Source organism: Pseudomonas sp. SJZ077 (assembly GCF_007993905.1).
Classification (GTDB): Bacteria; Pseudomonadota; Gammaproteobacteria; order Pseudomonadales; family Pseudomonadaceae; genus Aquipseudomonas; species Aquipseudomonas mandelii.
Map to the genome: position 1 here is coordinate 57,245 of NZ_VIUJ01000007.1, position 26,595 is coordinate 83,839.

Genomic DNA, 26,595 nt, shown 5'->3' on the forward strand with positions numbered 1-26,595 from the left:
CACCGGCGTTGTCGGCCGGTCAAGGGATCACTCATGACCACGCTACTCGGACACAACTACATCGGCGGTCGCCGCAGCGCCAACGGTACGCAACAGCTGCAAAGCCTCGATGCCACGACGGGCGAAGCGCTGCCGGTCCGTTTTTTCCAGGCCACTGAAGCGGAAGTGGACGCGGCAGCCAGCGCTGCGGCCGCTGCCTACCCGGTTTACCGCAACCTCAGCGCGGAGAAACGCGCTCAGTTCCTCGACGCCATCGCCGATGAAATCGATGCTCTGGGCGATGACTTCGTCGCCACTGTGTGCCGCGAAACCGCATTGCCGTCCGGGCGTATCCAGGGTGAGCGCGGACGCACCAGCGGCCAGATGCGCTTGTTTGCCAAGGTCCTGCGTCGCGGCGATTTCTACGGCGCGCGCATTGATCGGGCACTGCCGGATCGCCAGCCGTTGCCACGTCCGGACCTGCGTCAGTACCGCATCGGCCTGGGGCCTGTCGCCGTGTTCGGTGCCAGCAACTTTCCGTTGGCATTTTCAACCGCCGGTGGCGATACCGCTTCGGCGCTGGCCGCCGGTTGCCCGGTGGTGTTCAAGGCGCACAGCGGGCACATGGCGACGGCCGAGTGGGTCGCGGACGCGATCATCCGCGCCGCCGAGCGCACCGAAATGCCGGCCGGCGTGTTCAACATGATTTATGGCGGGGGTGTCGGTGAATGGCTGGTCAAGCATCCGGCGATTCAAGCGGTGGGCTTCACCGGTTCGCTCAAGGGCGGCAATGCCTTGAGCCACATGGCCGCGACCCGGCCACAGCCGATTCCGGTGTTTGCCGAGATGTCGAGCATCAACCCGGTGTTCCTGCTGCCCGAAGCGCTCAAGGTTCGCGGTGAGCAAATCGCTGCGCAACTGGCCGGTTCGGTGACCCTGGGCTGCGGGCAGTTCTGCACCAACCCGGGCCTGGTCATCGGTTTGCGTTCGCCGCAGTTCAGCCAGTTCCTGGAAACGTTTTGCGCCAGCATGAACCAGCAACCGGCCCAGACCATGCTCAATGCCGGCGCGCTGGTCAGTTACAGCCGAGGCCTTGGCGAGTTGCACGAACATCCGGGGCTGACGCACTTGGCGGGCAAGCCGCAACAGGGCAATCAGGCACAACCGCAGGTGTTCAAGGCTGACGTCAGTCTGTTGCTCAAGGGCGATGAGCTGCTTCAGGAAGAGGTGTTCGGACCGACCACCATCGTCATCGAGCTTGAGGACCGGGCGCAGCTGGCGGCAGCGTTGCACGGTCTGCGCGGGCAATTGACGGCGACGCTGATTGGCGAGACGGACGAGTTGCTGGAGTACCGTTGGCTGGCGGAGTTGCTGCAGGAAAAGGTCGGGCGGATTCTGCTCAATGGCTACCCGACCGGGGTCGAGGTGTGTGAGGCGATGGTGCATGGCGGGCCGTATCCGGCGACGTCTGATTCGCGCGGGACGTCGGTGGGGACGTTGGCGATTGACCGGTTCCTGCGGCCGGTGTGCTTCCAGAATTACCCGGATGCGTTGTTGCCCGAGGCGTTGCAGAACGCCAATCCGCTGGGGATTCGACGGTTGGTGGATGGGGAGGTGAGTCAGGCAGCGTTGTAGTCTCTACCGCCTTCACGAGCAGGCTCGCTCCCACATTGGATTTGCGGTGAACACAAAATCCTGTGGGAGCGAGCCTGCTCGCGAAGGGGTCATCAGCCACGCCGCCAAACTACTTGGCAGTCACCTCAGCCACTTTCCCCACCGCCGGCTTCAACACCAGCCACAACGCCGCCGCAATCAACACCCCGCCATAGATATGCGCCATCGACAACGGCTCATCCAGCAACAGCGCTCCCCACAACACCCCGAACGGCGGGATCAGGAAGGTCGTGGTCATCGACCTCACCGGCCCGATCGAGCTGAGCAAGCGGAAGTAAATAATGTACGCCAGGGCGGTACACATCAGCCCCAATCCAAGCAACGACAACCAGACGTTCCAGCCGCCCCAGCTTGCCGGTGGCTGGCTGATTACGCTGTAGCCGAACAACGGCAACAGGAACAGCGTTGCCCCGAGCATGCTGCCCAGCGCTGAAAGACGGCTGTCGAGACCGCCGGCGTGGTCAAGCCAGCGGCGGGCCAGGAACCCGGCAAAGCCATAACAGGTGGTGGCGAGCAGGCAGGCGGCGGCGCCCATCAACAATTCCATGTCGAACGCCACCGGACCGGCACGGGTCAGGACGCCTACGCCAAACAGCCCGAGGAACACCCCGCCAAGCTTGGCCGCGGTGAGTTTTTCATGGAAGAACAGGCCGCCGATCAACACGCCCATCAGCGGCGTGGTGGCGTTGAAGATCGCCGAGTAACCGGCCGGCAGCACTTGCGCGGCCACGGAATAGAGGGTCGCCGGAATCCCGGAGTTGATCACCCCGAGCAGCATCACCGTCTTGAGTTTGCCTTTGAAGTCCCAGCTGATGCGCATCAGGCCGAGAATCACCAGCAAGCCGACGGCGGCAATCGACACGCGGAAAAAGGCCGTGGGGATGGTGCCAATCACCGGGGCGATGATGCGCATGAACAGAAAGCTCGCGCCCCAGATCGCGGCCAGCGACAGCAATCGGAAAATATCGACAGGACTCACGGTGCACTCCTTCCTTGATGGGGACGAGAGTGTTGCCGAGCGCCTTATCCATGGCAACCGAAAAACGAGCATTTAACTCGAGCCGAAAATTACGCTTCTCCTGCACCCGGTTCACTGGCTAAGCTCAGGGCTCACGAATTCCCGCAGAGGTCTCACCCATGCCGCAGCAATGGCCAGCCGCCGACATCGCCCGAATGATCCTCGATGGCTTTGACGATTACCGCGAGCATTTCCGCCAGATCACCGACGGCGCCCGGGCCCGCTTCGAGCAGGCCCAGTGGCAGGAGGCGCAAATCGCCTCGGCCGCGCGGATCAATCTGTACGAAGAAAAAGTCAGCGAAACCGTGGAACGGCTGCGCGTCGCGTTTGACAGCGACACGCTGGACGTCAGTTGCTGGCCTCTGGTCAAAAGCGCTTACATCACGCTGATCGACCTGCGTTTCGATGATGAACTGTCCGAGACCTGGTACAACTCGATTTTCTGCGGGCTGTTCAGCCATGACCTGATCAGCGACGGCTGCATGTTTATCCACACCACCCGGCCCAGCCTGCGCCGGGCCCGCGCCGCGCAAACCCGAACCTATAAGCCCCAGGGCCAGTTGTCCGGCATGCTCGCGAGCATTTTTGCCGATTACAGCTTCAGCGAGGATTACGCCGACCTGGCCGGCGACCTGCACCGCCTCGAAGCCCAACTGCGTGAGAACCTGCCGGATTGGGTGTGCAAGGACCCGGAACTGAGCGTCGAGCTGTTTTCCTCGGTGCTCTACCGCAACAAAGGCGCGTACCTGGTGGGGCGCATCTATACCCGGGACGAACAATGGCCGCTGGTGATTCCGCTGTTGCACCGTGAAGGGCGCGGGATTCAGATCGATGCGCTGATTACCGACGAAGCCGATGTGTCGATCATTTTCTCGTTCACCCGTTCGTATTTCATGGTGGATGTGCCGGTGCCGGCGGAGTTCATCGGCTTCCTCAAGCGCATCCTGCCGGGCAAGCACGTCGCCGAGTTGTACACCTCCATCGGCTTCTACAAACACGGCAAGTCCGAGTTCTACCGGGCGCTGATCAATCACCTGGCCAACACCGACGACCAATTCATCATGGCCCCCGGCGTGCGCGGGATGGTGATGAGCGTGTTTACCCTGCCGGGTTTCAACACCGTGTTCAAAATCATCAAGGACCGTTTCTCGCCGTCGAAAAACGTCGACCGTGCCACGGTGATCGAAAAATACCGTTTGGTGAAAAGCGTCGATCGCGTCGGACGCATGGCCGATACCCAGGAGTTCGCCGATTTTCGCTTCCCGTTGAGCAAGTTCGACCCGGCGTGCCTGGAAGAGCTGCTTGAGGTGGCGGCGTCCACGGTGTCGGTGGAAGGCGACACCGTGCTGATCCGTCACTGCTGGACCGAGCGGCGGATGACGCCGCTGAACCTGTACCTGGAAAACGCCAATGAGGCGCAGGTCCACGAGGCCCTGGAGGATTACGGGCTGGCGATCAAGCAACTGGCGGCGGCGAACATCTTTCCCGGCGACATGCTGTTGAAGAACTTCGGCGTCACCCGGCACGGGCGGGTGGTGTTTTATGACTACGACGAAATTTGTTTCCTGACCGAAGCCAACTTCCGCCACATCCCGCAACCGCGTACGCCGGAAGACGAAATGGCCTCCGAGCCGTGGTATTCGATCGGGCCGCTGGATGTGTTTCCCGAGGAGTTTCCGCCGTTCCTGTTTGCCGATTCCGGGCAAAGGAAGCTGTTTGACCAGTTGCATGGCGAGCTATACAACGCCGATTACTGGAAAAGCCTGCAGGAAGCCATTCGTGCCGGCAAAATCATCGACGTATTCCCGTATCGCCGCAAAGGCCTGGATAACGAATAAACCCCTGAGTGAACACCCCTGTGGCGAGGGAGCTTGCTCCCGCTGGGTCGCGAAGCGACCCCAAAACCATCCACCGCGCAGCTTCAGACAAAACTCGATGACCGGATTACGACTGCCGCGCAGCCGAGCGGGAGCAGGCTCCCTCACCACAAAGGCAGGTTGAATTCGTCGCCGAGCCCCCAAATCTGCGACAATCCGGCCCCTGCGCCACTAGACGACTTTTGCGTACCTGATGACTGACGAATCGCCTTCCATCGACAAACTGCTGAAAAACCTCGATCACGCCATGCTCGCCGACCGCCACCGGCTGCGGCGGCAGTTGCTTGAGCTGCGCAAGAAACCTGACGAGGCCAAGCTGGCCCAGTGGGTGACGCGCATGCAGGCGTCCTGTGACCAGGTGCTGGCGCGGCGTGCCAGCCTGCCGGTGATTCGTTACGACGACAGTTTGCCGATCGCCGCCAAGCGCGACGAAATCAAGGAAGCGCTGCTCAAGCATCAGGTGCTGATCATCGCCGGCGAAACCGGCTCGGGTAAAACCACCCAGTTGCCGAAGATCTGCCTGGAAATCGGCCGCGGCCAGCATGGCTTGATCGGCCACACCCAACCGCGTCGAATCGCTGCGCGCAGCGTGGCCAGCCGGGTTGCCGAAGAACTGGCGACGCCATTGGGCGCGCTGGTCGGCTATCAGGTGCGGTTCGAGGATCAGAGCGACTCCAACACCCTGATCAAATTGATGACCGACGGCATCCTGCTGGCGGAAACCCAGAACGACCGTTACCTCGAACGCTACGACACGATCATCGTCGACGAAGCCCACGAACGCAGCCTCAACATCGACTTCCTGCTCGGTTACCTGAAAACCCTGCTGCCGCGTCGCCCGGACCTGAAAGTCATCATCACCTCGGCGACCATCGACCTGGAACGCTTCTCCAGGCATTTCGATGACGCACCCATCGTTGAAGTTTCGGGCCGGACTTTCCCGGTTGAAACCTGGTATCGCCCGCTGACGCTTGAGCAGGACGAGGAGGGCAACCGCGTCGAGGACGACTTGACTGTGGATCAGGCGATCCTCGCCACCCTCGACGAAATTGCCGCGTTCGAACGTAGCGAGCGCAAGAGCCCCGGCGACGTGTTGGTGTTCCTGCCCGGCGAGCGCGAGATTCGCGATGCCGCCGACATGCTGCGCAAGGCCCAACTCAAGCACACCGAGATTCTGCCGCTGTACGCGCGCTTGTCGCCGGCCGAACAGCAGCGGATTTTCCAGTCGCACCCTGGCCGTCGCGTGGTGCTGGCGACCAACGTCGCGGAAACTTCGCTGACGGTGCCGGGCATCCGTTACGTGATCGACAGCGGCACCGCGCGCATCAGCCGTTACAGCTACCGCGCCAAGGTCCAGCGCCTGCCCATCGAAGCCATTTCCCAGGCCAGCGCCAACCAGCGTAAAGGTCGATGCGGTCGGGTCGAGCCGGGTATTTGCATTCGCCTCTATGGCGAAGACGACTTCATCGGTCGCCCTGAATTTACCGACCCGGAAATTCTGCGCACCAACCTCGCCGCCGTGATTTTGCAGATGCTGCACTTGCGCCTCGGCGAGATCACCGACTTCCCGTTTATCGAACCGCCGGATGGCAAGGCGATCAGCGACGGGTTCAACCTGCTGCAAGAACTCTCGGCCGTGGATCGCAACAGCCAGCTGACCCCGCTCGGTCGCCAGTTGGCGCGCCTGCCGGTGGACCCGCGCATGGGCCGCATGCTGCTGGAAGCGGCGAAACTCGGCAGCTTGCAGGAAGTGTTGATCGTCGCCAGCGCCATGTCGATTCAAGACCCGCGCGAGCGTCCGCCGGAGCGCCAGCAAGCGGCGGATCAGGCCCACGCACAGTGGAAGGACGTGGACTCGGATTTCGCCGGGCTGGTCAATCTGTGGCGTGGTTTTGAAGAGCAGCGTCAGGCCCTGACCGCCAGCCCGCTGCGCAATTGGTGCCGCAAGAACTTCCTGAATTACCTGCGTCTGCGCGAATGGCGCGACTCGCACCGTCAGTTGAGCCTAATCTGCCGCGACATGCAGTTGAGCCTGAACAAAGAGCCGGCGGATTACCCGAAGCTGCACAAAGCCGTGCTCTCGGGCCTGCTCAGTCAGATCGGCCAGAAAACCGATGAAGGCGATTACCTCGGCGCCCGTCAGCGGCGTTTCTGGATTCACCCATCCTCCGGGCTGGGCAAGAAGCGCCCGCAATGGCTGATGACCGCCGAACTGGTGGAAACCACCAAGCTCTATGCGCGGATGGTGGCCAAGATCGACTCGGACTGGATCGAGCCGCTGGCCGGGCACCTGATCAAGAAAAACCACTTCGAACCGCACTGGGAGAAAAAGCGCGGCCAGGTCGTGGCCTTCGAGCAGATCACGCTGTTCGGGCTGATCGTGGTGGGTCGTCGGCCGGTGCATTACGGGCCGATCGATCCCGTGGTTTCTCGTGAGTTCTTCATTCGCGAAGGCCTGGTACGCGGCGAGATTCAATCCAAGGCCAAGTGCCTGACGGCCAATGCGCAACTGCTGGAACAACTCGACGAACTGGAAGCCAAGGCTCGGCGTCGCGACATTCTCGCTGACGAAGAAACCCTGTTCGCTTTCTACGATGCGCGATTGCCGGCGGAGATCCACCAGACCGCAACGTTCGACAGCTGGTACCGGGTCAACAGCCAGAAAGACCCGCAGCTGCTGATCATGCGCGAAGAAGACGTGCTGGCCCGTGAGGCCAGCGAAGTCACCGCCCTGCATTACCCGGACACCTTGCACATCGGCGATCTGGAACTGGCCCTGAGTTACCACTTCGAACCGAACCACCCGCGCGATGGTGTGACCCTGCGTGTGCCGGCGCCGCTGTTGCCGATGCTGCCGCCGGAACGTCTGGAATGGCTGGTGCCGGGCGTGATCGAGGCCAAGTGCATCGCGCTGGTGCGCAACCTGCCCAAGGCCCTGCGCAAGAATTTCGTGCCGGTGCCGGACTTCGTCAAAGCCGCGTTGCAGCGCATGACCTTCGCCGAGGGCTCGTTGCCGCAGGCGTTGGGCCGCGAGCTGCTGCGCATGACGGGCGCGCGGGTCAGCGATGAGGCGTGGGCGGAAGCTTCACAGCAAGTCGACAGTCATCTGCGCATGAACCTGGAAATCGTCGACGGCCAGGGCAAGTTCCTCGGCGAAGGGCGAGATCTGGCCGAGTTGACCGCACGCTTTGCCGAAGCCAGCCAAGCCGCGTTGGCCGTGCCGCAAACCGCGAAAAACCAACAGCCGGTGGAACCGAAAGTCTTTGCCGCCGTCGCCGAGAAAACCCAGCAGAAGATCGCCGGGTTGTCGATGACGGTGTATCCGGCGCTGGTGGAAGAGAGCGGGACAGTCAAGGAAGGGCGTTTTTCGACCCCCGCCGAGGCCGAGTTCCAGCATCGCCGCGCCTTGCAGCGATTGCTGATGCAGCAGTTGGCCGAGCCGGCGAAGTTCCTGCGCGGCAAGCTGCCGGGGCTGACCGAGCTGGGGCTGATGTACCGTGAACTGGGGCGCATTGATGCGCTGGTGGAAGACATCCTGCTGGCCAGCCTCGACAGTTGCATTCTCGAGGGCGAAGACCCGTTGCCACGGGATGGCGCCGGGCTGGCCTCGTTGGCCGAGCGCAAGCGCGGTGGCTGGACCGAGCACGCCGAGCGCCTGGCCAAGTTGACGCTGGAGATTCTCAAGCACTGGCACGGCCTGCAGAAACGCTTCAAGGGCAAGATTGATCTGGCGCAAGCCGTGGCCCTGAACGACATCAAGCAACAGCTCAGTCATCTGGTGTATCCGGGGTTTGTCCGGGAGACGCCGATGCAGTGGCTCAAGGAATTGCCGCGTTACCTGAAGGCTGTCGAGCAACGCTTCGAGAAGATTGGTGCACAGGTGCAGAGGGATCGGGTCTGGAGTGGCGAACTGTCCGGTCTCTGGACCCAATACCAGACCCGCGCCAACAAACACGCCCAGGAAGGCAAGCGCGATCCGCAACTGGAGCTCTATCGCTGGTGGCTGGAGGAATACCGGGTTTCGCTGTTCGCCCAGCAACTGGGGACCAAAGTGCCAATCTCCGACAAGCGCCTGAACAAGCAATGGACCCAGGTCGAACCCTGACCCCGAGACTTGTGCAATACCTGTGGGAGCGAGCCTGCTCGCGCTGGCGGCATCACAGTCGACATAGATGTTGGAGGTGATGGCCCCATCACGAGCAGGCTCGCTCCCACAGGTTTTTGTATTGCCTGGCAGGTGGGAGTCATCGAGCAAAATGGCGCCAAAACCCAATGTTTATGGCAAACTTCGCGCCTATAAACGCCGGTCCCGCAGTTTTGAGCCTCTCAAGGTTCGGGCGGTACGGAATAAAGCGATGCCAGGTGTGCTTTCCGTGACGGGAACAGACCCTTTGTGTGTTGGTACGTCGGTGCCAACGCTTTCTGCCTGAACAGATTAGAGAAACGACCATGCATAACGTCGTCATCAGCGGCACCGGCCTGTACACCCCGGCCAACAGCATCTCCAATGAAGAGCTGGTGCAGTCTTTCAACGCTTACGTCGCGCAATTCAACGCCGATAACGCCGACGCCATCGCCCGTGGCGAAGTCGAAGCGTTGACCGAATCCAGCGCTGCGTTTATCGAAAAAGCTTCCGGTATCAAAAGCCGCTTTGTGATGGACAAGGATGGCATCCTCGACCCGCAACGCATGGCGCCGCGCCTGCCTGAGCGCTCCAACGACGAATGGTCGGTGCTTTGCCAGATGGCCATCGGCGCGGCCGAACAAGCCTTGCAGCGTGCCGGCAAGACCGCCGCCGACATCGACGGCGTCATTGTGGCGTGCTCCAACCTGCAGCGCGCCTACCCGGCCATCGCCATCGAAGTCCAGGAAGCGCTGGGTATCCAGGGCTTTGGTTTCGACATGAACGTGGCTTGCTCCTCGGCGACCTTCGGCATCCAGGCGGCCGCCAACAGCGTGCAACTGGGCCAGGCCCGGGCAATACTGATGGTCAACCCGGAAGTTTGCACCGGTCACTTGAACTTCCGCGACCGTGACAGCCACTTCATTTTTGGCGACGCGGCGACGGCGGTGATCATTGAGCGTGCCGACCTGGCGACCTCCCCGTACCAGTTCGACATCGTCAGCACCAAACTGCTGACCAAGTTCTCCAACAATATTCGCAACAACTTCGGCTTCCTCAACCGCGCGGCGGAAGAGGGCATCGGAGCCAAGGACAAACTGTTCGTGCAGGAAGGCCGCAAGGTGTTCCGCGACGTCTGCCCGATGGTGGCCGAGCTGATCGCTACGCACCTGGAAGAGAACAAGCTCAACGTCAGTGACGTGAAACGTTTCTGGTTGCACCAGGCCAACCTCAGCATGAACCACCTGATCGTGAAGAAACTGCTGGGCCGCGAAGCCACCGAAGAAGAAGCCCCGGTGATTCTCGACACCTACGCCAACACCAGCTCCGCCGGGTCGGTGATTTCGTTTCACAAACATCAGGATGATCTGCCCGCCGGATCCCTGGCCGTGCTCAGTTCGTTCGGCGCGGGTTACTCGATTGGTAGCGTGCTGTTACGCAAGCGTTGAGGGAAAGGCTGTCGCTATTTCCGTTGATTTGCGGTGGTTTTTCCTACAGCCGAAGCAGTCGGGACGCTGTAGTTTTCGGAAATGACAGCAGGACGTTGCCGACGGCGACGCCCTGCTGACTCATTTTTCGAGGTCAGGACAAGGGGTTTGTGAATGGCGGCTGACGACGCGCAACTGCTGCAACGATTGCTGGCAGGTGAACAACAAGCCTTTAAAGAGTTGGTAAGCACTTACCAGAGCCCGATGCGTGCAGTCGCTTATGCGATCGTCGGCAACCGGCATGCTGACGAAGTGGTGCAGGATGCGTGGCTGTCGGTCGTGCGCAACCTGAGCAAGTTCGAGGCGCGTTCGAGCCTCAAGACCTGGTTGCTGACCATCACCGCCAATGCGGCGAAGGGCCGTTACAAGCAGAACCGTCGCGAGGTGCTGCTTGATGACCTTCCATCGCCCCATGGCACGATCGATGATGATCGTTTTTCGTCCGCTGATGGCCATTGGCTGGTGGCGCCGTTCGCCTGGCACCAGGACACCCCGGAGGCGTTGCTCACCGAACGCGAGTTGCGCGAATGCCTCGAACACACATTGCTCAGCCTGTCGGAACTGCAACGCAGCGTCTTGCTGTTGCGCGAGCGTCAAGGCCTGGAACTGGAAGACATCTGTAATCTTCTGGACATATCGCTCTCCAATGTTCGCGTGCTGCTGCATCGGGCACGGTTGAAGGTCTTTGCGACCGTGGAGCATTTTGAGGAAACCGGCGAATGCTGACCTGTAAGGAGCAAGTGGCACGTGCCAGTGATTATCTCGATGGCCAGTTGAGCTTTCGGGAGAAGTTGCTGGTGCGGCATCATTTAATGTTCTGCCCCAATTGCCGGCGGTTCATTCGTCAGATGCGTTTGATGCAGCAGACGCTGCGCGTCTTGCCGGAAGAGGCTGTGCCGGAGGTCGATGCACTCGCCGAGCGTCTCGCTGCGGAGCGTCGCAAGGACATTCCGTAAAGTCGTGGCGTTATCGCAGGGGACAGAAGCAGGCCGGCGTGGATGCATCGAACGGATGATGGGGATCGATCCATCCACGCCAGACTGTAAAGCGCCTCAAGCGTCCATGACCTGAGGCGTAGAGCGGTACTGCTTAGAACTTGGCTTCGGCGTCCAGTTGCAGAGTGTTGATGTCCGAATCCTTGAGGTTGGCGTTGGTGTAGTCAGAGTTAGCCATGAAGTACGTCGCGCCCAGGGCGAAGTTCTTGTCCAGCTCGTAACTCACTTTCAACTTGCTGCCACGCGAACCGGTGAAACCGTTGGCGAAGTCGGAGTCGGTGAAGGCGCCGACCACGGCGTTACGCTGCACGTCGCGGTAGTTGTAGTCTACGGCGAAGCCATAGAACTTGGTCTTTACACCGGCCAGCCAGGCAGAATCCTGATCGTTGCTGGCGTCTTTGTTGTTGACGTACTGACCGTACAGCGAGAGCGGCAGTGGCAGGCCGGTGATGTCGATCTGACCAAAGCCTTCGTACAGTTTGAATTGCTCGTTCGGGGTGTTGCCGTTGGTGGCCAGTACGGACGGGATGCTGGTGCCGCCAGCGGTGATGTCGTCGTCGTTGTCGTAGCCGTAGACGCTGCCACCCAGAGTCAGTTTCAGGTTGTCGGTGAGGGCGAAGCGCGCGCCCAACTGGCCGGCGTACAGACGCAAGTCGTGCTTGAACTGTACGCCGTCGCCGTCGACGTTGTCCTTGAGGGTGTAGTGGCCGGCGCTACCGAACACCTCGGTGCTGGCGCCCAGCGGGTATTTATACGACACGGACAGACCTTCAGGGCTGATGTCGCTATCCCAGATGATGTCGCCCATGCTCACCCATTGCTGTGGCATCTTGCCGCCAACGATGTGCAGGTTCTTGATCGCGTCCGGGTGGTAGTCGAGGTAACCCAGGTCCAGCCAGATCGACTTCTTGTCGAAGTAGTTGTCCAGGCTCTGGTTGGTGGAGCGCGCGTCGTCGTTGTTGCCGGTGGCGATACGGATACCGGTGTCGACTTGCGGGTTGATCTCGGTGTAGGCACCCAGACGGGCACGAACGCGCTGACGGTCCTGGTCCCGGTTGTTCGAGACACCATCGTTCTTGACCGTTTCCTGACGGAAACGCACGTCGCCCTTGAATTGGGTCTTGGCAGCCCAGGCCAGTTTCTGGTCGAAGGTGCTCAGCTCATTGGTTTTCTTCGCGGTGGCCGCGATCTGCTCGTTGGTCTCTTGCTGAGCCTGACGGGCGATTTGCTGATCTTTTTGATCCCTGGCCAGCTCGGCTTGCAGTTCGCTGTATTGCGCATTGGTAATCGAGCCGTTTGCCTTAAGCATGTCGAGCAGTTTGGCGTCGACTGCGGCACTGGCCGGAACACTCATGGCCAGCAGCAGACCGCCACACAGGGCCGCCGCAGTTTTCGTGGAAGCAAGACGCATATCAATCTCCGAAGATGTAAGGGGATGACTGAGCCATCCGGGACACAACCGACCGTTGAGGGACGGAAACAGTGGCCGGGTAGAACCCGACGCTCTAAAAACTGGCGCCAGTATCGCGATGGTTTATTACAGAGCGGTGGCAAAGTGATGGCGTCTCGATGACGATACAAAGACCGTATGAACTTTTGATCCAGAACCCTGTCAGGCGGTTTTGACGGATGTGTAATGGCGGGCGATAGGCGATACTCGCCGGGCTGTTACGCGAAGAAGTCGAGAGGGTGTCAATGCCGCTGCAACGTCTGGAAAGCCTGTCCGATATTGGTCCGCACACGTGGGATGCCCTGGTGCCGGAGAATCAGCCGTTTCTACGCCATGCCTTTCTCAGTGCGCTGGAAGACAGCGGCAGCCTCGGCCCCCATTCCGGCTGGCAGCCCGAGCATCTGTTGCACCTCGAAGAAGGGCGTCTGATCGCCGCGTTACCCAGTTACCGCAAGTGGCATTCCTACGGCGAGTACGTGTTCGATCATGCCTGGGCCGATGCCTGCGAGCGTGCCGGCATCGACTATTACCCGAAGCTGTTGACCGCCGTGCCGTTCAGCCCGGTCAGTGGGCCACGGTTGCTGGCGCGTAATGTCGAGGACGGTTTTGAACTACTGAAGAGCCTGCCGGGCTACCTTGAAATCGAAGAGCTCTCCAGCGCCCACATCAACTTCACAGACCCTTTCACCGATGCGGCATTGGCCGAACACCCCGGCTGGTTGCAGCGGATCGGCTGTCAGTACCACTGGCAGAATCGCGGATATCGGGACTTTCAAGACTTCCTCGACGTCCTCAGTTCGCGCAAACGCAAACAGATGCGCAAAGAGCGCGAGCAAGTGGCGGGGCAGGGTATTGAGTTCGAATGGCTGGAAGGCAAGCAGCTGGATCAGGCGCAGTGGGATTTTGTCTATGCCTGCTACGCCAATACCTACGCGGTGCGTAGGCAACGGCCCTATTTGACGCGGGAATTTTTCAGTCTGTTGGCCGAGCGCATGCCCGAAGCTATTCGTGTGGTGCTGGCCAAGCAAGGTTCACGACCCGTGGCCATGGCCTTCAGCCTGGTGGGCGGCGACAGTTTTTACGGGCGTTACTGGGGCTGCCTGGCGGAGTTCGACCGCCTGCATTTCGAGACCTGCTTCTACCAGGGCATGGACTACGCGATTGCCAATGGCTTCCAGCGTTTTGACGCCGGCGCCCAGGGCGAACACAAGCTGATTCGCGGGTTCGAACCGGTGATCACCCATTCCTGGCACTATCTGCGTCATCCGGGACTGAAAGCCGCGGTCAAAGACTTCCTTCACCAGGAGCGTCTTGGGGTGTTGGCCTATGCCGAGGAAGCGAGGACCGCGTTGCCTTATCGGCAAGCATGATCCTCGCCCGTGGCCTCAAGTGCCTTCCTTGCCTAGCCAGCGATAGGTCACGCCGCCGATCACCGCGCCCAACAGCGGTGCGACCCAGAACATCCACAATTGCGCGATGGCCCAGCCACCGACCATCAGCGCCGGACCGGTGCTGCGGGCCGGATTGACCGAAGTGTTGGTGACGGGAATCGAGATCAAGTGAATCAGCGTCAAGGCCAGGCCGATGGCAATCGGTGCAAGCCCGGCGGGCGCACGTTTGTCGGTGGCACCGAGGATGATCAGCACGAACATCGCGGTCATCACCAGTTCACAGACAAAGCCCGCGGCCATCGAGTACTTGCCCGGGGAGTGTTCGCCGTAGCCGTTGGACGCCAGGCCGGCGGAGAGGTCGAAGCCTTCCTTGCCGCTGGCGATGTAGTAGATCAGCGCGGCGGCGATAATGGCGCCAATCACCTGGGCGATGATGTACGCGGGCAACTCCCGCGCCGGGAACCGACCGCCGACGCACAGGCCGACGGAGACGGCAGGGTTGAGGTGGCAACCGGAGATATGGCCGATGGCGAAGGCCATGGTCAACACGGTGAGACCAAACGCGATGGCCACACCCAGTACCCCGATTCCGAGAGGCGAAGACGCAGCAAGCACCGCACTGCCGCAACCCCCCAATACCAGCCAGAACGTACCTAACAACTCAGTGACAGAACGTTTGAACAGCGACATGAGAGCGTCCTTGATAGGCGACCTATCGAGACTGTATCGCGTGATGCATCCTGCAGACTTACGACAGGCTCATCTCCAGAACCTTGGCTGAGTACAGCAGGGTTTCTGCGGATTTCCAGCGGCCACAAAAAACCGCCAGGGCCTGTGGTTAGCAGGCTGTGGCGGTTTTTTGGTGGATTTAGAGGGCGCTTGTGGCGAGGGAGCTTGCTCCCGCTGGACAGTGAAGCTGTCCCCATGGCAAAAACTCCACTGTGTCAGAAAAACCAGGCTGCCTGAAATTACGACTGCTGCGCAGCCGAGCGGGAGCAAGCTCCCTCGCCACAAAAGCTCACTCCCACAGGTTCGGTGGTGATCTCAGGATATCAGTCGATACCGACAAACCCACCCGTCTGGTGCTGCCACAGCCGCGCATACAACCCGCCATGCGCCAGCAGTTCGGCGTGGGTGCCGGTTTCGGCGATCTTGCCTTTTTCCAGCACCACCAGCCGGTCCATCCGGGCGATGGTCGAGAGCCGGTGGGCGATGGCGATCACGGTTTTGCCCTGCATCAGGGTTTCCAGGCTTTCCTGGATCGCCGCTTCGACTTCCGAGTCCAGCGCCGAGGTCGCCTCGTCCATGATCAGGATGGGTGCGTCCTTGAGCAGCACACGAGCAATCGCAATCCGCTGACGCTGGCCGCCGGAGAGTTTCACCCCGCGCTCACCCACGTGCGCATCGAAACCGGTACGGCCTTCGGCGTCCGACAGCAACGGAATGAACTCATCGGCGCGCGCCTTGTGCACCGCTTCCCACAGCTCGGCGTCGGTGGCATCGGGTCTGCCGTAAAGCAGATTGTCGCGAATCGAACGGTGCAGCAACGAGGTGTCCTGGGTGATCATGCCGATGCGCTCGCGCAGGCTTTCCTGGCCGACTTCGGCGATGTTCTGCCCATCGATGAGGATTCGCCCGCCCTGCACGTCATAGAGGCGTAGCAGCAGGTTGACCAGGGTCGATTTGCCGGCGCCGGATGGCCCGATCAAGCCGATTTTCTCACCGGGCTTGATCGTCAGGTTGAGGTCGCCAATGATTCCGCTCTTCTTGCCGTAGTGAAAATCCACGTGCTCGAAACGCACTTCGCCTCGGGGCACGGCCAGCGGTTTGGCCTGATCGCGGTCAGTGATGCTGACCGGTTGGGCGATGGTCCGCAAACCGTCCTGGACCATGCCGATGTTTTCGAAGATGCCGGTGACCACCCACATGATCCAGCCGGACATGTTGACGATGCGGATCACCAGGCCTGTCGCCAGGGCAATCGCGCCCACCGAGATCAGCGACTGCGTCCACAGCCACAGGGCCAGGCCGGTGGTGGTGACGATCAGCAGGCCGTTCATGCTGGTGATGGCCACGTCCATGCTGGTGACCACGCGCCCGGCCAGTTGGGCTTTTTCGGTTTGCTCCTTGATGGCTTCCTTGGCGTATTGCTGTTCATGGTTGGTATGGGCGAACAACTTCAAGGTGGTGATGTTGGTGTAGCCGTCGACGATCCGTCCCATGAGTTTGGAGCGCGCATCGGAGGATTGCACCGAGCGGTCCTTGACCCGCGGCACGAAGTAATAAAGCGCGCCGATGAACCCGGCGATCCAGGTCGTCAGCGGGATCATCAGGCGCCAGTCGGCTTCGGCAAACAGCACCAGCGCGCTGATGGCGTAGATCAGCACATGCCACAGGGCATCCACCGCTTGCACGGCGGAATCGCGCAGGGCGTTGCCGGTCTGCATGATGCGCTGGGCGATGCGCCCGGCGAAGTCGTTCTGGAAGAAGTTCAGACTCTGTTTGAGGACATAGCGGTGGTTCTGCCAGAGAATCAGGCTGGTCATGCCGGGGTTCAGCGTCTGGTGCACCAGCAGGTCGTGCAGGCCGAAGAAAATCGGTCGCAGAACCAGGGTCACTACCACCATCCAGGTCAGTTCAAGTGCGTGGTCCTGGAAGAAATCGGGGTTCGGCGTGCCTTGGGCCAGGTCGATGATGCGGCTCAGGTAGTTGAACAGCGCGACTTCGATCAAGGAGGCGAACAGGCCGACAATCAGCAGGGCGGCGAAACTCGGCCAGACCTGCTTCAAGTAATAGGTATAGAAGGGGAGAACCCGATCTGGCGGAGCCGCCGTCGGAGCGTCGCGGAATATGTCGATCAGTTTCTCGAAACGGCGATAAAGCATCAGTTCTCCGCCCGCGCGCGGGCTCTCCTTTAAACGATATGAGCGGCGCCGGATGCCGGCAGCCGCTCAAGCACTCCTGTGCAGATTAGTTGATCACTTTGGCCGACTTGATAAAAACAGAGTCGGCCGGCACATCTTTCATGCCGCCTTTGGTGGTGGTCGGGGAATTGACGATGATGTCCACCACATCCATGCCTTTGACGACTTTACCGAACACGGCATAGCCATCGCCCTGGTCGAGGAAATCGTTGTCCTTGACGTTGATAAAGAACTGGCTGGTGGCCGAATCCGGGTTCGAGGTGCGGGCCATGGACAGCGTGCCACGCACGTTATGCAGGCCGTTCTTGGACTCGTTCTTGATCGGCGCCTTGGTTTCTTTTTGCTGCATCTGTTGAGTGAAACCACCGCCCTGGACCATGAAGCCAGGAATCACGCGGTGGAAAATCGTGTTGTTGTAAAAGCCGCTGTTGACGTAATCAAGGAAGTTTTTGGTACTGATCGGTGCCTTGACCGGGTCCAGTTCGATTTCGATCTGGCCGTTGGTGGTTTCCAGCAATACGTGCGGCGCCTTGGCGGCGGGCGTTGCGGCCATCAGGTTGGCGGCAAACAGAACGGAGCCGGCGACGAGGGCGATTTTTTTCAGCATGGGTCAGTGATCCTGAGTGAGGGGGTGTCGACTGCGGTGAGAAACTCGAGCAGGGTTTGGTTGAAGCGTTCGGGTTGGTCCAGCGGGGTGGCGTGGCGGGAATCGGCGATCACCACCAGCCGCGCATCGGGCAGCAGTTTTACGTAGGTTTCCTTCAGCGAGACCGGCGTGTAATCGCGGTCGGCGGTGACGATCAGGGTTGGACAGGCGACTTTGGAAAGTCGTTCCTGAACACCCCAGCCAACAATGGCATCGAAGCTGGCGAGATAAGCATGTTTGTCGTTTTTTGCCCAGCGCTCGGCCATTTTCTGGCGCAAATCAGCTTGTTCGGGTTTGGGGAACAGCTTGGCACCCAAGGCCTTGCCGATGGCGCCCAGACTGAGGGCACGCATCAGGCTCCAGCGTTTGAACCACTGCCAGTAATCGTCGCGGCTGCGCAGCTTGACCTCCGGCGCACTGTTGACGATGCACAGGCTTTTAAGCATGTGCGACTGATCCACGGCCAGTTGAAAACCGATCATGCCGCCCATGGACAAGCCCACGTAATGCGTGGGGCCGAGGTTCAGGTGTTCCATCAGGGCGACCAGGTCGGCGCTGAACCCGGCAATGCTGTAACGCTCCTGGGGTTTGTCGGAGCGGCCGTGACCGCGCACATCCGGAACGATTACACGGTAATGGGCTGACAGCGCCGGGATCTGCTTTTCCCAGTCCAGGGTACTGGAACCCAGCCCGTGGACCAGCAGCAACGGCGTGCCGTGACCGTATTCCTCATAGTGCAGGTTGCAACCTTCATGTTCGAAATAGGCCATGCGGATACTCCGTGTCAGGCTTGTTCAGGGGCGGCGAACGGCGCATCCAGCGGCGCGGTGTCGAAGGTGCGCAGCAGTTCGATCAGGATTTGTGTCGCCGGGCCCAAGGGTTTGTCCTTGTTCGAATACAGATAAAAACTCGGGTTGCGGCTGCCGCCCTGGTCCAACGGTAGCAGCTTGAGCGTGCCTTCCTTGAGTTCGCGTTCGATCATGTGCCGGGGCAGCCAGGCGAAACCCAGGCCACTGCTGACAAACGTCGCCGCGGTGGCCAGGCTGCCGACGGTCCAGCGCTGTTCGGCGCCGAGCCAGCCGACGTCTCGTGGCTGCTGGCGACCGGAGTCGCGGATGACCACTTGCAGCTGGCTTTCAAGGTCCTGGAAATTCAGTTCGCGGTTGAGGCGATGCAAGGCATGTTCGGGGTGGGCGACCGCGACAAACTCGACGTCGCTCAACTCCGCGCCCAGGTAGCCCGGAATGCTGAAACCACTGATGGCCAGGTCGGCCACGCCTTCGAGCAGTACTTCTTCAACGCCCGACAACACTTCTTCGCGCAGACGCACCCGGCAACCACGGCTCTGCGGCATGAACGCGGTCAATGCGCGGACGAGGCGGGCGCTCGGGTAAGCCGCATCGACCACCAGCCGCACTTCCGCTTCCCAGCCTTGCTCCATGTGGTGGGCCAGGTCTTCCAGCTGACTGGCCTGTTTCACCAGTTGCCGCGAGCGTCGCAACAACACGCCGCCGGCTTCGGTCAGCACCGCTTTGCGGCCGTCGATGCGCAACAGCGGCACGCCGAGCTGGTCCTGCATACGCGCCACGGTGTAGCTCACCGACGATTGCGAGCGGTGCAGCGCTTCGGCGGCCTGGGCGAAACCGCCGTGGTCGACCACGGCTTGTAATGTTCGCCATTGATCAAGGGTCACGCGGGGCGCTTTCATGAATAGCTCCTCTTGTCCTAAGCTGGCAGTCCTTATTGGAGACTGCTGAATGAAAAAATTCTGTTGTTTGGTGCTGGCGCTGCTGCCGCTGACTGCGTTTGCTTACCCGATTGATGTGGAGAAAAACCTCAACGGCATGAAGATCGACTACAACGCCCACGACACGGATAACGACATCGCATCCATTCAGGTCAACAACTACGGCGATACCGATGCGATCTGCAAGGTGGTTTTCAACAATGGCCCGGAAGCGCCGCGCACCCGCTCTATCGAAGTGGCCGCTGGCAAACACAAAAATGCCACCGCCAAGTTCACCCGCACCATCATCAAGATGCGCATCAACCTGAGCTGCACCCCCAAATGACATAAAACCCTGTAGAGGCGAGGCTTGCCCGCGAAGACGGTGTGCCAGTCGACATGGATGTTGAATGACACCGGCCCCTTCGCGGGCAAGCCTTGCTCCTGCAGGTGCAGGGCATGATCAGCTTATAAACGAATTTATTGATGGGTTATAGCAGTTATTTGCGCTTTTTCATCGATATGACTCTGTTTAACCTTCACTCCATCGCCTTACAGCATTCTCAGATGGAGCCTACATCCCATGTCACGCGTTCTGATCATCGAAAGCAGCGCACGTCAGCAAGACTCGGTTTCCCGTCAGTTGACCCAGACGTTCATCAGCCAGTGGAAAGCCGCTCACCCGAACGACCAGATCACCGTGCGTGACCTCGCCGTCAACCCGGTGCCGCACCTGGACATCAATCTGCTGGGCGGCTGGATGAAACCCGCCGAACAGCGCAGCGACATTGAACAGGTCTCCCTGGAACGCTCCAACGAGTTGACCGACGAACTGTTGGCCGCTGACGTACTGGTCATGGCCGCGCCGATGTACAACTTCGCCATCCCCAGCACCCTCAAAGCCTGGCTCGACCATGTGCTGCGTGCCGGTGTGACTTTCAAGTACACCGAGACCGGCCCGCAAGGTTTGCTCAGCGGCAAGCGCGCCTACGTGCTGACCGCTCGCGGCGGGATCTACGCCGGTAGCACCGCCGATCACCAGGAACCGTACCTGCGTCAGGTGATGGGTTTCATCGGGATTCACGACGTGACCTTCATTCACGCCGAAGGCATGAACCTGGGCGGTGACTTCCAGGAGAAAGGCCTGAACCAGGCCAACGCCAAGCTTTCCCAGGTGGCCTGAGGCTTTAATCGCCAGATAATCCCTTGATGTTCAAGTGGCCTGGCGCAACCCCTTCAAGGCTTTACGCGCATCGAACCTCCCTTTGCACTTGTTGCTCCTGAGTGCTGTCGCCCGATTGAACGCTTTAGCGAGATCGGGCTTTTTTTTGCCTGGGATTTTTGGGGTTGAACACGAACCTGGAGCGAAGCTTGCTCGCGAAGACGGTGTCAGATCCAACATAGATAGCGGCTGACACAGCGTCTTCGCGAGCAAGCTTCGCTCCTACAGGAATCGATGTGTTCTCGTGATTGCCAGCAAAACCCGCTATCGTCGCCGCCATTCGAAACGAGGCGAGCATGGGCTATCTACTTTTTGTCACGCTGATCCAGGCGTTTTCCTTCAGTCTGATCGGCGAATACCTGGCCGGTCATGTCGACAGTTACTTCGCGGTGCTGGTGCGGGTTTTGTTGGCCGGGCTGGTATTTATCCCGCTGACGCGCTGGCGTTCGGTCGAGCCGGCGTTCATGCGCGGCATGCTGTTGATCGGCGCGTTGCAGTTCGGCGTGACCTACGTCTGCCTGTACCTGAGCTTCCGGGTGCTGACGGTGCCGGAAGTGTTGCTGTTCACCATCCTCACACCGCTGCACGTGACCCTGATCGAAGATGCCTTGAATCGGCGCTTCAATCCGTGGGCGCTGGTGGCCGCACTGGTGGCGGTGCTCGGTGCGGCGGTGATTCGTTACGACCGGATCAACCCGGATTTCTTCATGGGCTTCCTGCTGCTGCAACTGGCCAACTTCACCTACGCCGCCGGGCAAGTGCTTTATAAACATCTAGTGGCGCGCCATCCGAGCGATCTGCCGCATTACCGACGCTTCGGCTACTTTTACCTGGGCGCGCTGGCGGTGGCATTACCGGCATTCCTGATGTTCGGCAAACAGAATTTCCTGCCGGAGGCGCCGCTGCAATGGGGTGTGCTGGTGTTCCTCGGCCTGGTCTCGACCGCGTTGGGGTTGTACTGGTGGAACAAGGGCGCCTGTATGGTGAACGGTGGAACATTGGCGGTGATGAACAACCTGCATGTGCCGGTGGGGTTGCTGATCAATCTGTTGATCTGGAATCAGCATGAAGAGCTGGGGCGGTTGTTCTTTGGCGGATCGGTGATTTTGATGGCGGTGTGGATCAGTCGGTTGGGTGTACGCAGGCCAGCTATCGCATGATCATTCCCACGCGGAGCGTGGGAGCGATCAGTTCGGTGGGCTACATGATGTGTTTTTCGGGCTCGGGAATGTGGCTCGCGCCTAAAACCGCCGGAAGTAACCCGCTCCGCAAGTCCCCGCCACTCGGCTGCTGATACAGGCTCAATCCGAACTCCGGCAGCACCGCCAGCAGGTAATCGAAAATATCCCCCTGAATCCGCTCGTAATCCGCCCACGCCGTAGTGCGGGTGAAACAGTAGATTTCCAGCGGAATACCCTGCGCGGTGGTTTGCATCTGGCGGACCATGCAGGTCATGCTCGGCTGAACCTCCGGATGACTCTTCAGATAGGCCAGCGCATAGGCGCGGAACGTCCCGATGTTGGTCATTCGCCGACGGTTGGCCGACATCGCCGCGACGTTGCCCTGCGCCTCGTTCCAGGCCTTGAGCTCCGCCTGTTTGCGGCCGATGTAGTCGGTCAGCAGATGCACCTGGCTCAGCTTCAACTCTTCGTCATCACGGATGAATCGCACGCCGCTGGCATCGATGAACAGGCTGCGCTTGATCCGTCGTCCGCCGGACTGCTGCATGCCGCGCCAGTTCTTGAACGACTCGGACATCAGGCGCCAGGTCGGTATCGAGACGATGGTCTTGTCGAAGTTCTGCACCTTGACCGTGTGCAGGGTGATGTCGACCACGTCACCGTCGGCACCGACTTGCGGCATCTCGATCCAGTCGCCGACCCGCAGCATGTCGTTGCTGGTCAGTTGCACGCTGGCGACGAACGACAGCAGCGTGTCCTTGTAGACCAACAGAATCACTGCCGACATGGCGCCCAGGCCGGACAGCAGCAACAGGGGCGAACGGTCGATCAGCGTGGCGACGATGATGATCGCGCCAAACACGTACAGGACCATTTTCGTCAGTTGCACGTAGCCTTTGATCGACCGGGTACGGGCATGTTCGGTGCGCGCGTAGATGTCCAGCAGGGCACTGAGCAGGGCGCTGACCGACAGCATCAGGAACAGAATGGTGAACGCCAGCGCGACGTTACCGAGGAATATCAGGCTGGTCTTGCTCAGCCCCGGCACCAGGTGCAGGCCGAACTGGATCACCAGCGACGGCGTCATTTGTGCCAGGCGATGGAAGACCTTGTTATGCCGAAAGTCGTTGACCCAGTGCAAGGCCGGTTGCCGGCCGAGCATTTTGGTCGCATGAATAATGAGGTAGCGCGCCACTCGTCCGAGGACCAGCGCCACCACCAGCAGCAGGATCAGTGCCAGGCTGGAATGCAGGAGCGGGTGCTGATCGAGGGCACCCCAGAGGTCTTGGGCGTTGAGCCAGAGCTGTTTGATATCCATGGGTAAAACCGGTTCTTCTGTAGGACGCGACGGGGCGATTAGAGCATCTAAGACGCTTTGCATGACGTTTTGAGACAAATCAGGCAACAAAAAAGCCACTGTTTACCGCCGTTTGCATAAAGAAACTCGGCCTCGGCGCTCGAAACCGTTACCCTATGCAGCTGTTTTTTTGTATTTCTTCGAGGTAGCACCCGTGTTTTCCCAATTCGCCCTGCACGAACGCCTGCTCAAAGCCGTGGCCGAGCTTAAATTTGTCGAGCCAACGCCTGTGCAAGCAGCGGCTATTCCGCTGGCGCTCCAAGGGCGTGACCTGCGGGTGACAGCGCAAACCGGTAGCGGCAAGACCGCTGCATTCGTTTTGCCGATCCTCAACCGTCTGATCGGCCCGGCCAAAGTCCGCGTCAGCATCAAGACCCTGATCCTGTTGCCGACCCGCGAGCTGGCCCAGCAGACCATCAAGGAAGTCGAGCGCTTTGCGCAGTTCACGTTCATCAAGTCCGGTTTGATCACCGGTGGTGAAGACTTCAAGGTCCAGGCCGCCATGCTGCGCAAAGTGCCGGACATCCTGATCGGTACGCCGGGCCGGATGATCGAGCAACTGAACGCCGGCAACCTCGACTTGAAAGAAGTTGAAGTGCTGGTCCTCGACGAAGCCGACCGCATGCTCGACATGGGCTTTGCCGAAGACGTGCAGCGTCTGGTGGAAGAATGCACCAACCGTCAGCAGACCATGCTGTTCTCGGCCACCACCGGCGGTTCGGGCCTGCGCGAGATGGTCGCCAAAGTCCTGAACAACCCTGAACACCTGCAACTGAACAACGTCAGCGATCTGAACGCCACCACTCGTCAGCAGATCATCACCGCCGACCACAATCAGCACAAAGAACAGATCGTCAACTGGCTGCTGGCCAACGAGACCTATCAGAAGGCTATCGTGTTCACCAACACCCGGGCCATGGCCGACCGTATCTACGGCCGCCTGGTGGCGCAGGAATACAAAGCGTTCGTGCTGCACGGTGACAAAGACCAGAAAGACCGCAAGCTGGCCATCGACCGCCTGAAGCAGGGCGGTGTGAAAATCCTCGTCGCCACCGACGTCGCCGCTCGCGGTCTCGACGTGGAAGGCCTGGACCTGGTGATCAACTTCGACATGCCGCGCAGCGGCGACGAATACGTTCACCGTATCGGTCGTACCGGCCGCGCCGGCAACGATGGCCTGGCCATCTCGCTGATCTGCCACGGCGACTGGAACCTGATGTCGAGCGTCGAGCGCTACCTCAAGCAGAGCTTCGAGCGCCGCACCATCAAGGAAGTCAAAGGCACCTACGGCGGACCGAAAAAGGTCAAGGCCTCGGGCAAAGCCGTTGGCGTGAAGAAGAAAAAGGTCGACGCCAAGGGCGACAAGAAGAAAACCGGCGCCAAGGCCCCGACCAAGCGCAAGATCGCCAACCGCCCGAAGACCGACGCCCTGTCGCTGGTCAGCAAGGACGGCATGGCCCCGCTCAAGCGCCGCAAGCCGGAAGCGCCGGCTGCTGAATAAGGCGTTGTCAGGTCAGTTAGGGTAGGTATGGCGAACACAAAACCTTGTGGCGAGGGAGCTTGCTCCCGCTGAGGCGCGAAGCGGCCCTGAAAAGAAGGGACTGCTGCGCAGTCCAGCGGGAGCAAGCTCCCTCGCCACAGGATCCGTGTTGCTTCTGACTGACTGGTTTTAGCCGTAGCGATCCAATAAAAACCCGGACAAGTGTCCGGGTTTTTTTATCTCCAGCGTTTGTCAGCTCCCCAATAGCCCACTGGTGTCCGCATCAAAGCGTTGTTTGGCTTGATCAGCCTTCGGTTTGAGTAGCGTGAGCAGCTCGGCCTCGCCGTACAACCGTGTGACCGCCAGTTCCTTTGGCGTCGGCTCAATCGGGATCAGCACGTCTTCAGTGTCGGCATGCAGCCAGATCGCCACCAAGTGCAGCGCCGAAACAAACAGCACCCGCAGCTCAACGGTTTTACCCTGCAGTTGCGGCGACTGTTCCGCCAGTTTCAACGCCCCGACCGTCGCAGCGGCGATGGCCCCGTGGTTCAGCGAGGCGAACTCGACATGGCCGCGGACGTCGGCCAATTGAGCATCGGCAATCGTCACGCCATTGGAAAACACCAAGTAATGCCAATCGCCGACTTTGGCGTCTTTCAGGCCTTTGCCTTGGCTCACGTCCTCCAGGCTGAGCGAGTAACCACGGTAGGCCTCGCTCAGGCTGATGTTGCCGGGCGTGGCGTTGGCAAACTGGCGATTGACGCCGAAGCCTTGGGTTTGCAGGGCGGCTTGCAGCGCCGGACGCAATGTCTGTACGCCGTTGGAAGGCGCCTTTGGATAAGTCAGTTGCATGATGTCGCCCTCCTAGTTTTTAACGGTGAAGTAAGTGTTGGTCCAGTTGCCGCCGCCGTTGTAAGAACCGGGGAAGGAGTTCAACGCTCGGGTCGAGTAGCCGTAGATCGAGTCTGCGACCAGCACGTAGTTGCCGTTGGTGCCATAGATCGTCAGGAAGTGCGCACCGCCACCGAACCAGGCACAGCGCAAACCGATCGGTCGGCCCATGTTGATCTGATTCTGGATGGCCGACATCTGCAGCGAACCCTGATTCATGCCGTTGAAACTGCGGGTGATTCTCAGGGCTGTATCCAGATAGCCATACACGTTACACGGCCCCGGTTGATTACAGCAGTTGCGGTCCAGCGCAGTGGTGGCCACGCCGCATTGGGTCCAGGACCCGGTGCCGTAATAGTTGCCGACCGAGGCGGAAACCGCCGCCCAGCACCAGTTGGTCTGGGTTTGCTTCTGCATTGTGAAGTTGAGGCTGGCAGCAGCCAGTGCGCTGAGGGGGGCAGCCGATTCGACATCGGACAGTTGCGGGTTGAGCAGATGACCGGTCAGGCACCTTGGCAGGGTTTCGCCGGTGAATGACGTGGCTTCAGTGGTTAACATTTTCAATCCTCCATGAGTGAAAACTAGCGTCCAGCTAGTGGGTATGTAGCGGTGTGGCTGAGCGATCGGCGTATGCGGTTTGCCATGTTGGATGGCCGGCTCCGATCCGGGCTCGGGGTAACCTTAGGCAGATATATGCGTCTGTGCAAATAATTAAATGCACTAGTGCAAATTCCGGATCGAAAGGACGGCGCCTTTGGCAGCGCCGGAAGAAGCGTCATTTTTGCGTAGGAGTGACCGAAGGCTGCAATCCCTGGTTTCAGCTCTCGGCCTTTTTGTCCGCCGTCTTCAGCTCTTTCAGCCGCTGATCAATCAGCTGGCATTTGTCGGGAAGATCCGCGCTGGCGGTGCCCAAATCCATCTTCTGCAGCTCGGCGTTAATTTCTTTGGCCTTGGCCGGGTTCTGCTCGGTGAGTTTGGTCACTTCCTTGGCCAGTTGTTCGCGCTTGGCTGTGGCTTCTTCGGGAGTGCAGGCCCAGGCAGGGAGGGCGCAGGCGAGAGTGGTGACGAGGGTGAGTTTCAGCAGGGTTTTCATTGTGAGCCTCAGTCCGGGTTAAGACGGGTTAACCGGTTGAGGGCCGAAGTACGGCAAAAGTTCAGCGGCGCAGTGGTGGAT

General features: G+C 60.2%; 21 protein-coding genes and 1 pseudogene. 11 read left to right on the forward strand and 11 right to left on the reverse strand.

Annotation, left to right across the window (positions count from 1 at the left end; translation table 11 throughout):
• Window positions 1–33 precede the first annotated feature (33 nt).
• Window positions 34–1,614: an aldehyde dehydrogenase (NADP(+)) gene (locus FBY01_RS12765; RefSeq protein ID WP_145308100.1), complete on the forward strand. Its 1,581-nt coding sequence runs from the start codon at window positions 34–36 to the stop codon at window positions 1,612–1,614.
• Window positions 1,615–1,723: 109 nt separating this feature from the next.
• Here the strand turns inward: FBY01_RS12765 and FBY01_RS12770 are convergent, their stop codons facing one another.
• Window positions 1,724–2,632, reverse strand: a complete 909-nt coding sequence (locus FBY01_RS12770) for a DMT family transporter (protein ID WP_145308098.1) — start codon at window positions 2,630–2,632, stop codon at window positions 1,724–1,726.
• Between the two features lie 158 nt (window positions 2,633–2,790).
• Between FBY01_RS12770 and aceK the strand changes: the two genes are divergently transcribed.
• The 5 genes from aceK to FBY01_RS12800 all read left to right on the forward strand — a co-directional run bounded on the left by aceK (window position 2,791) and on the right by FBY01_RS12800 (window position 11,114).
• A complete protein-coding gene (aceK, locus tag FBY01_RS12775; RefSeq protein WP_010462072.1) occupies window positions 2,791–4,509 on the forward strand; it encodes a bifunctional isocitrate dehydrogenase kinase/phosphatase in 1,719 nt (572 codons plus the stop codon).
• A gap of 232 nt (window positions 4,510–4,741) precedes the next feature.
• Window positions 4,742–8,653, forward strand: a complete 3,912-nt coding sequence (gene hrpA, locus FBY01_RS12785) for an ATP-dependent RNA helicase HrpA (RefSeq protein ID WP_102594232.1) — start codon at window positions 4,742–4,744, stop codon at window positions 8,651–8,653.
• Between the two features lie 344 nt (window positions 8,654–8,997).
• Window positions 8,998–10,119 (forward strand): beta-ketoacyl-ACP synthase III, encoded by a 1,122-nt coding sequence (locus FBY01_RS12790; protein ID WP_077749153.1) that lies wholly within the window; start codon window positions 8,998–9,000, stop codon window positions 10,117–10,119.
• Between the two features lie 153 nt (window positions 10,120–10,272).
• Entirely contained in the window at window positions 10,273–10,884 is a 612-nt protein-coding gene (locus FBY01_RS12795) for an RNA polymerase sigma factor (RefSeq protein WP_010462067.1), read from the forward strand.
• Window positions 10,878–11,114 carry an anti-sigma factor gene (locus tag FBY01_RS12800; RefSeq protein WP_010462064.1) on the forward strand — a complete coding sequence of 79 codons (237 nt, stop codon included), beginning with the start codon at window positions 10,878–10,880 and terminating at the stop codon, window positions 11,112–11,114. The genes FBY01_RS12795 and FBY01_RS12800 overlap by 7 nt, the downstream gene beginning before the upstream one ends.
• Before the next feature lie 133 nt (window positions 11,115–11,247).
• Here the strand turns inward: FBY01_RS12800 and FBY01_RS12805 are convergent, their stop codons facing one another.
• Entirely contained in the window at window positions 11,248–12,564 is a 1,317-nt protein-coding gene (locus tag FBY01_RS12805) for a putative porin (protein ID WP_145308097.1), read from the reverse strand.
• Between the two features lie 284 nt (window positions 12,565–12,848).
• Between FBY01_RS12805 and FBY01_RS12810 the strand changes: the two genes are divergently transcribed.
• Window positions 12,849–13,973: a GNAT family N-acetyltransferase gene (locus FBY01_RS12810; protein WP_145308095.1), complete on the forward strand. Its 1,125-nt coding sequence runs from the start codon at window positions 12,849–12,851 to the stop codon at window positions 13,971–13,973.
• 15 nt (window positions 13,974–13,988) lie between these two features.
• On the opposite strand, the gene aqpZ is transcribed toward FBY01_RS12810, so the two are convergent.
• From aqpZ to FBY01_RS12835, 5 genes and pseudogenes are all read right to left on the reverse strand, one after another.
• Window positions 13,989–14,684, reverse strand: coding sequence for an aquaporin Z (aqpZ, locus tag FBY01_RS12815; RefSeq protein ID WP_010462058.1), 696 nt, complete (start codon window positions 14,682–14,684; stop codon window positions 13,989–13,991).
• Window positions 14,685–15,046: 362 nt separating this feature from the next.
• Window positions 15,047–16,879, reverse strand: a complete 1,833-nt coding sequence (locus FBY01_RS12820) for an ABC transporter ATP-binding protein (RefSeq protein ID WP_010462056.1) — start codon at window positions 16,877–16,879, stop codon at window positions 15,047–15,049.
• A gap of 85 nt (window positions 16,880–16,964) precedes the next feature.
• On the reverse strand, window positions 16,965–17,525 hold the full coding sequence (locus FBY01_RS12825; RefSeq protein ID WP_010462054.1) for a peptidylprolyl isomerase A: 561 nt from the start codon (window positions 17,523–17,525) through the stop codon (window positions 16,965–16,967).
• 3 nt (window positions 17,526–17,528) lie between these two features.
• Window positions 17,529–18,334, reverse strand: a pseudogene (locus FBY01_RS12830) (alpha/beta fold hydrolase).
• 14 nt (window positions 18,335–18,348) lie between these two features.
• Window positions 18,349–19,272 (reverse strand): LysR family transcriptional regulator, encoded by a 924-nt coding sequence (locus FBY01_RS12835; protein ID WP_010462050.1) that lies wholly within the window; start codon window positions 19,270–19,272, stop codon window positions 18,349–18,351.
• Between the two features lie 49 nt (window positions 19,273–19,321).
• Here FBY01_RS12835 and FBY01_RS12840 point away from each other — a divergent pair, with 49 nt between their 5' ends.
• The 3 genes from FBY01_RS12840 to FBY01_RS12850 all read left to right on the forward strand — a co-directional run bounded on the left by FBY01_RS12840 (window position 19,322) and on the right by FBY01_RS12850 (window position 21,672).
• Window positions 19,322–19,636 (forward strand): hypothetical protein, encoded by a 315-nt coding sequence (locus FBY01_RS12840; RefSeq protein ID WP_010462048.1) that lies wholly within the window; start codon window positions 19,322–19,324, stop codon window positions 19,634–19,636.
• Between the two features lie 237 nt (window positions 19,637–19,873).
• Entirely contained in the window at window positions 19,874–20,473 is a 600-nt protein-coding gene (locus FBY01_RS12845; protein WP_010462046.1) for an FMN-dependent NADH-azoreductase, read from the forward strand.
• Window positions 20,474–20,808: 335 nt separating this feature from the next.
• Entirely contained in the window at window positions 20,809–21,672 is an 864-nt protein-coding gene (locus tag FBY01_RS12850; RefSeq protein WP_010462042.1) for a carboxylate/amino acid/amine transporter, read from the forward strand.
• Between the two features lie 40 nt (window positions 21,673–21,712).
• Here the strand turns inward: FBY01_RS12850 and FBY01_RS12855 are convergent, their stop codons facing one another.
• The gene (locus FBY01_RS12855; protein WP_145308091.1) at window positions 21,713–23,011 is read right to left on the reverse strand and encodes a mechanosensitive ion channel family protein; all 1,299 of its coding nucleotides are present in this window, start codon (window positions 23,009–23,011) and stop codon (window positions 21,713–21,715) included.
• 193 nt (window positions 23,012–23,204) lie between these two features.
• Between FBY01_RS12855 and FBY01_RS12860 the strand changes: the two genes are divergently transcribed.
• Window positions 23,205–24,551: a DEAD/DEAH box helicase gene (locus FBY01_RS12860; RefSeq protein WP_008153197.1), complete on the forward strand. Its 1,347-nt coding sequence runs from the start codon at window positions 23,205–23,207 to the stop codon at window positions 24,549–24,551.
• Window positions 24,552–24,782: 231 nt separating this feature from the next.
• Here FBY01_RS12860 and FBY01_RS12870 read toward each other — a convergent pair whose 3' ends face one another.
• The 3 genes from FBY01_RS12870 to FBY01_RS12880 all read right to left on the reverse strand — a co-directional run bounded on the left by FBY01_RS12870 (window position 24,783) and on the right by FBY01_RS12880 (window position 26,514).
• Window positions 24,783–25,382: a hypothetical protein gene (locus FBY01_RS12870; protein WP_145308088.1), complete on the reverse strand. Its 600-nt coding sequence runs from the start codon at window positions 25,380–25,382 to the stop codon at window positions 24,783–24,785.
• Window positions 25,383–25,394: 12 nt separating this feature from the next.
• The gene (locus FBY01_RS12875) at window positions 25,395–25,979 is read right to left on the reverse strand and encodes a papain-like cysteine protease family protein (RefSeq protein ID WP_010462038.1); all 585 of its coding nucleotides are present in this window, start codon (window positions 25,977–25,979) and stop codon (window positions 25,395–25,397) included.
• A gap of 259 nt (window positions 25,980–26,238) precedes the next feature.
• A complete protein-coding gene (locus FBY01_RS12880) occupies window positions 26,239–26,514 on the reverse strand; it encodes a hypothetical protein (RefSeq protein ID WP_010462036.1) in 276 nt (91 codons plus the stop codon).
• Window positions 26,515–26,595: the final 81 nt, after the last annotated feature.

Excerpts from the sequence above, each read along its gene's own strand:
- FBY01_RS12840 (WP_010462048.1), top strand. The coding sequence starts at position 19,322 with ATGAAAAAATTCTGTTGTTTGGTGCTGGCGCTGCTGCCGCTGACTGCG.
- FBY01_RS12805 (WP_145308097.1), bottom strand. The coding sequence starts at position 12,564 with ATGCGTCTTGCTTCCACGAAAACTGCGGCGGCCCTGTGTGGCGGTCTG.
- FBY01_RS12820 (WP_010462056.1), bottom strand. The coding sequence starts at position 16,879 with ATGCTTTATCGCCGTTTCGAGAAACTGATCGACATATTCCGCGACGCT.
- FBY01_RS12850 (WP_010462042.1), top strand. The coding sequence starts at position 20,809 with ATGGGCTATCTACTTTTTGTCACGCTGATCCAGGCGTTTTCCTTCAGT.
- FBY01_RS12875 (WP_010462038.1), bottom strand. The coding sequence starts at position 25,979 with ATGTTAACCACTGAAGCCACGTCATTCACCGGCGAAACCCTGCCAAGG.
- FBY01_RS12765 (WP_145308100.1), top strand. The coding sequence starts at position 34 with ATGACCACGCTACTCGGACACAACTACATCGGCGGTCGCCGCAGCGCC.
- FBY01_RS12880 (WP_010462036.1), bottom strand. The coding sequence starts at position 26,514 with ATGAAAACCCTGCTGAAACTCACCCTCGTCACCACTCTCGCCTGCGCC.
- FBY01_RS12825 (WP_010462054.1), bottom strand. The coding sequence starts at position 17,525 with ATGCTGAAAAAAATCGCCCTCGTCGCCGGCTCCGTTCTGTTTGCCGCC.
- FBY01_RS12795 (WP_010462067.1), top strand. The coding sequence starts at position 10,273 with ATGGCGGCTGACGACGCGCAACTGCTGCAACGATTGCTGGCAGGTGAA.
- FBY01_RS12870 (WP_145308088.1), bottom strand. The coding sequence starts at position 25,382 with ATGCAACTGACTTATCCAAAGGCGCCTTCCAACGGCGTACAGACATTG.
- aceK (WP_010462072.1), top strand. The coding sequence starts at position 2,791 with ATGCCGCAGCAATGGCCAGCCGCCGACATCGCCCGAATGATCCTCGAT.
- aqpZ (WP_010462058.1), bottom strand. The coding sequence starts at position 14,684 with ATGTCGCTGTTCAAACGTTCTGTCACTGAGTTGTTAGGTACGTTCTGG.
- FBY01_RS12855 (WP_145308091.1), bottom strand. The coding sequence starts at position 23,011 with ATGGATATCAAACAGCTCTGGCTCAACGCCCAAGACCTCTGGGGTGCC.
- FBY01_RS12810 (WP_145308095.1), top strand. The coding sequence starts at position 12,849 with ATGCCGCTGCAACGTCTGGAAAGCCTGTCCGATATTGGTCCGCACACG.
- FBY01_RS12845 (WP_010462046.1), top strand. The coding sequence starts at position 19,874 with ATGTCACGCGTTCTGATCATCGAAAGCAGCGCACGTCAGCAAGACTCG.
- FBY01_RS12835 (WP_010462050.1), bottom strand. The coding sequence starts at position 19,272 with ATGAAAGCGCCCCGCGTGACCCTTGATCAATGGCGAACATTACAAGCC.
- FBY01_RS12800 (WP_010462064.1), top strand. The coding sequence starts at position 10,878 with ATGCTGACCTGTAAGGAGCAAGTGGCACGTGCCAGTGATTATCTCGAT.
- FBY01_RS12790 (WP_077749153.1), top strand. The coding sequence starts at position 8,998 with ATGCATAACGTCGTCATCAGCGGCACCGGCCTGTACACCCCGGCCAAC.
- hrpA (WP_102594232.1), top strand. The coding sequence starts at position 4,742 with ATGACTGACGAATCGCCTTCCATCGACAAACTGCTGAAAAACCTCGAT.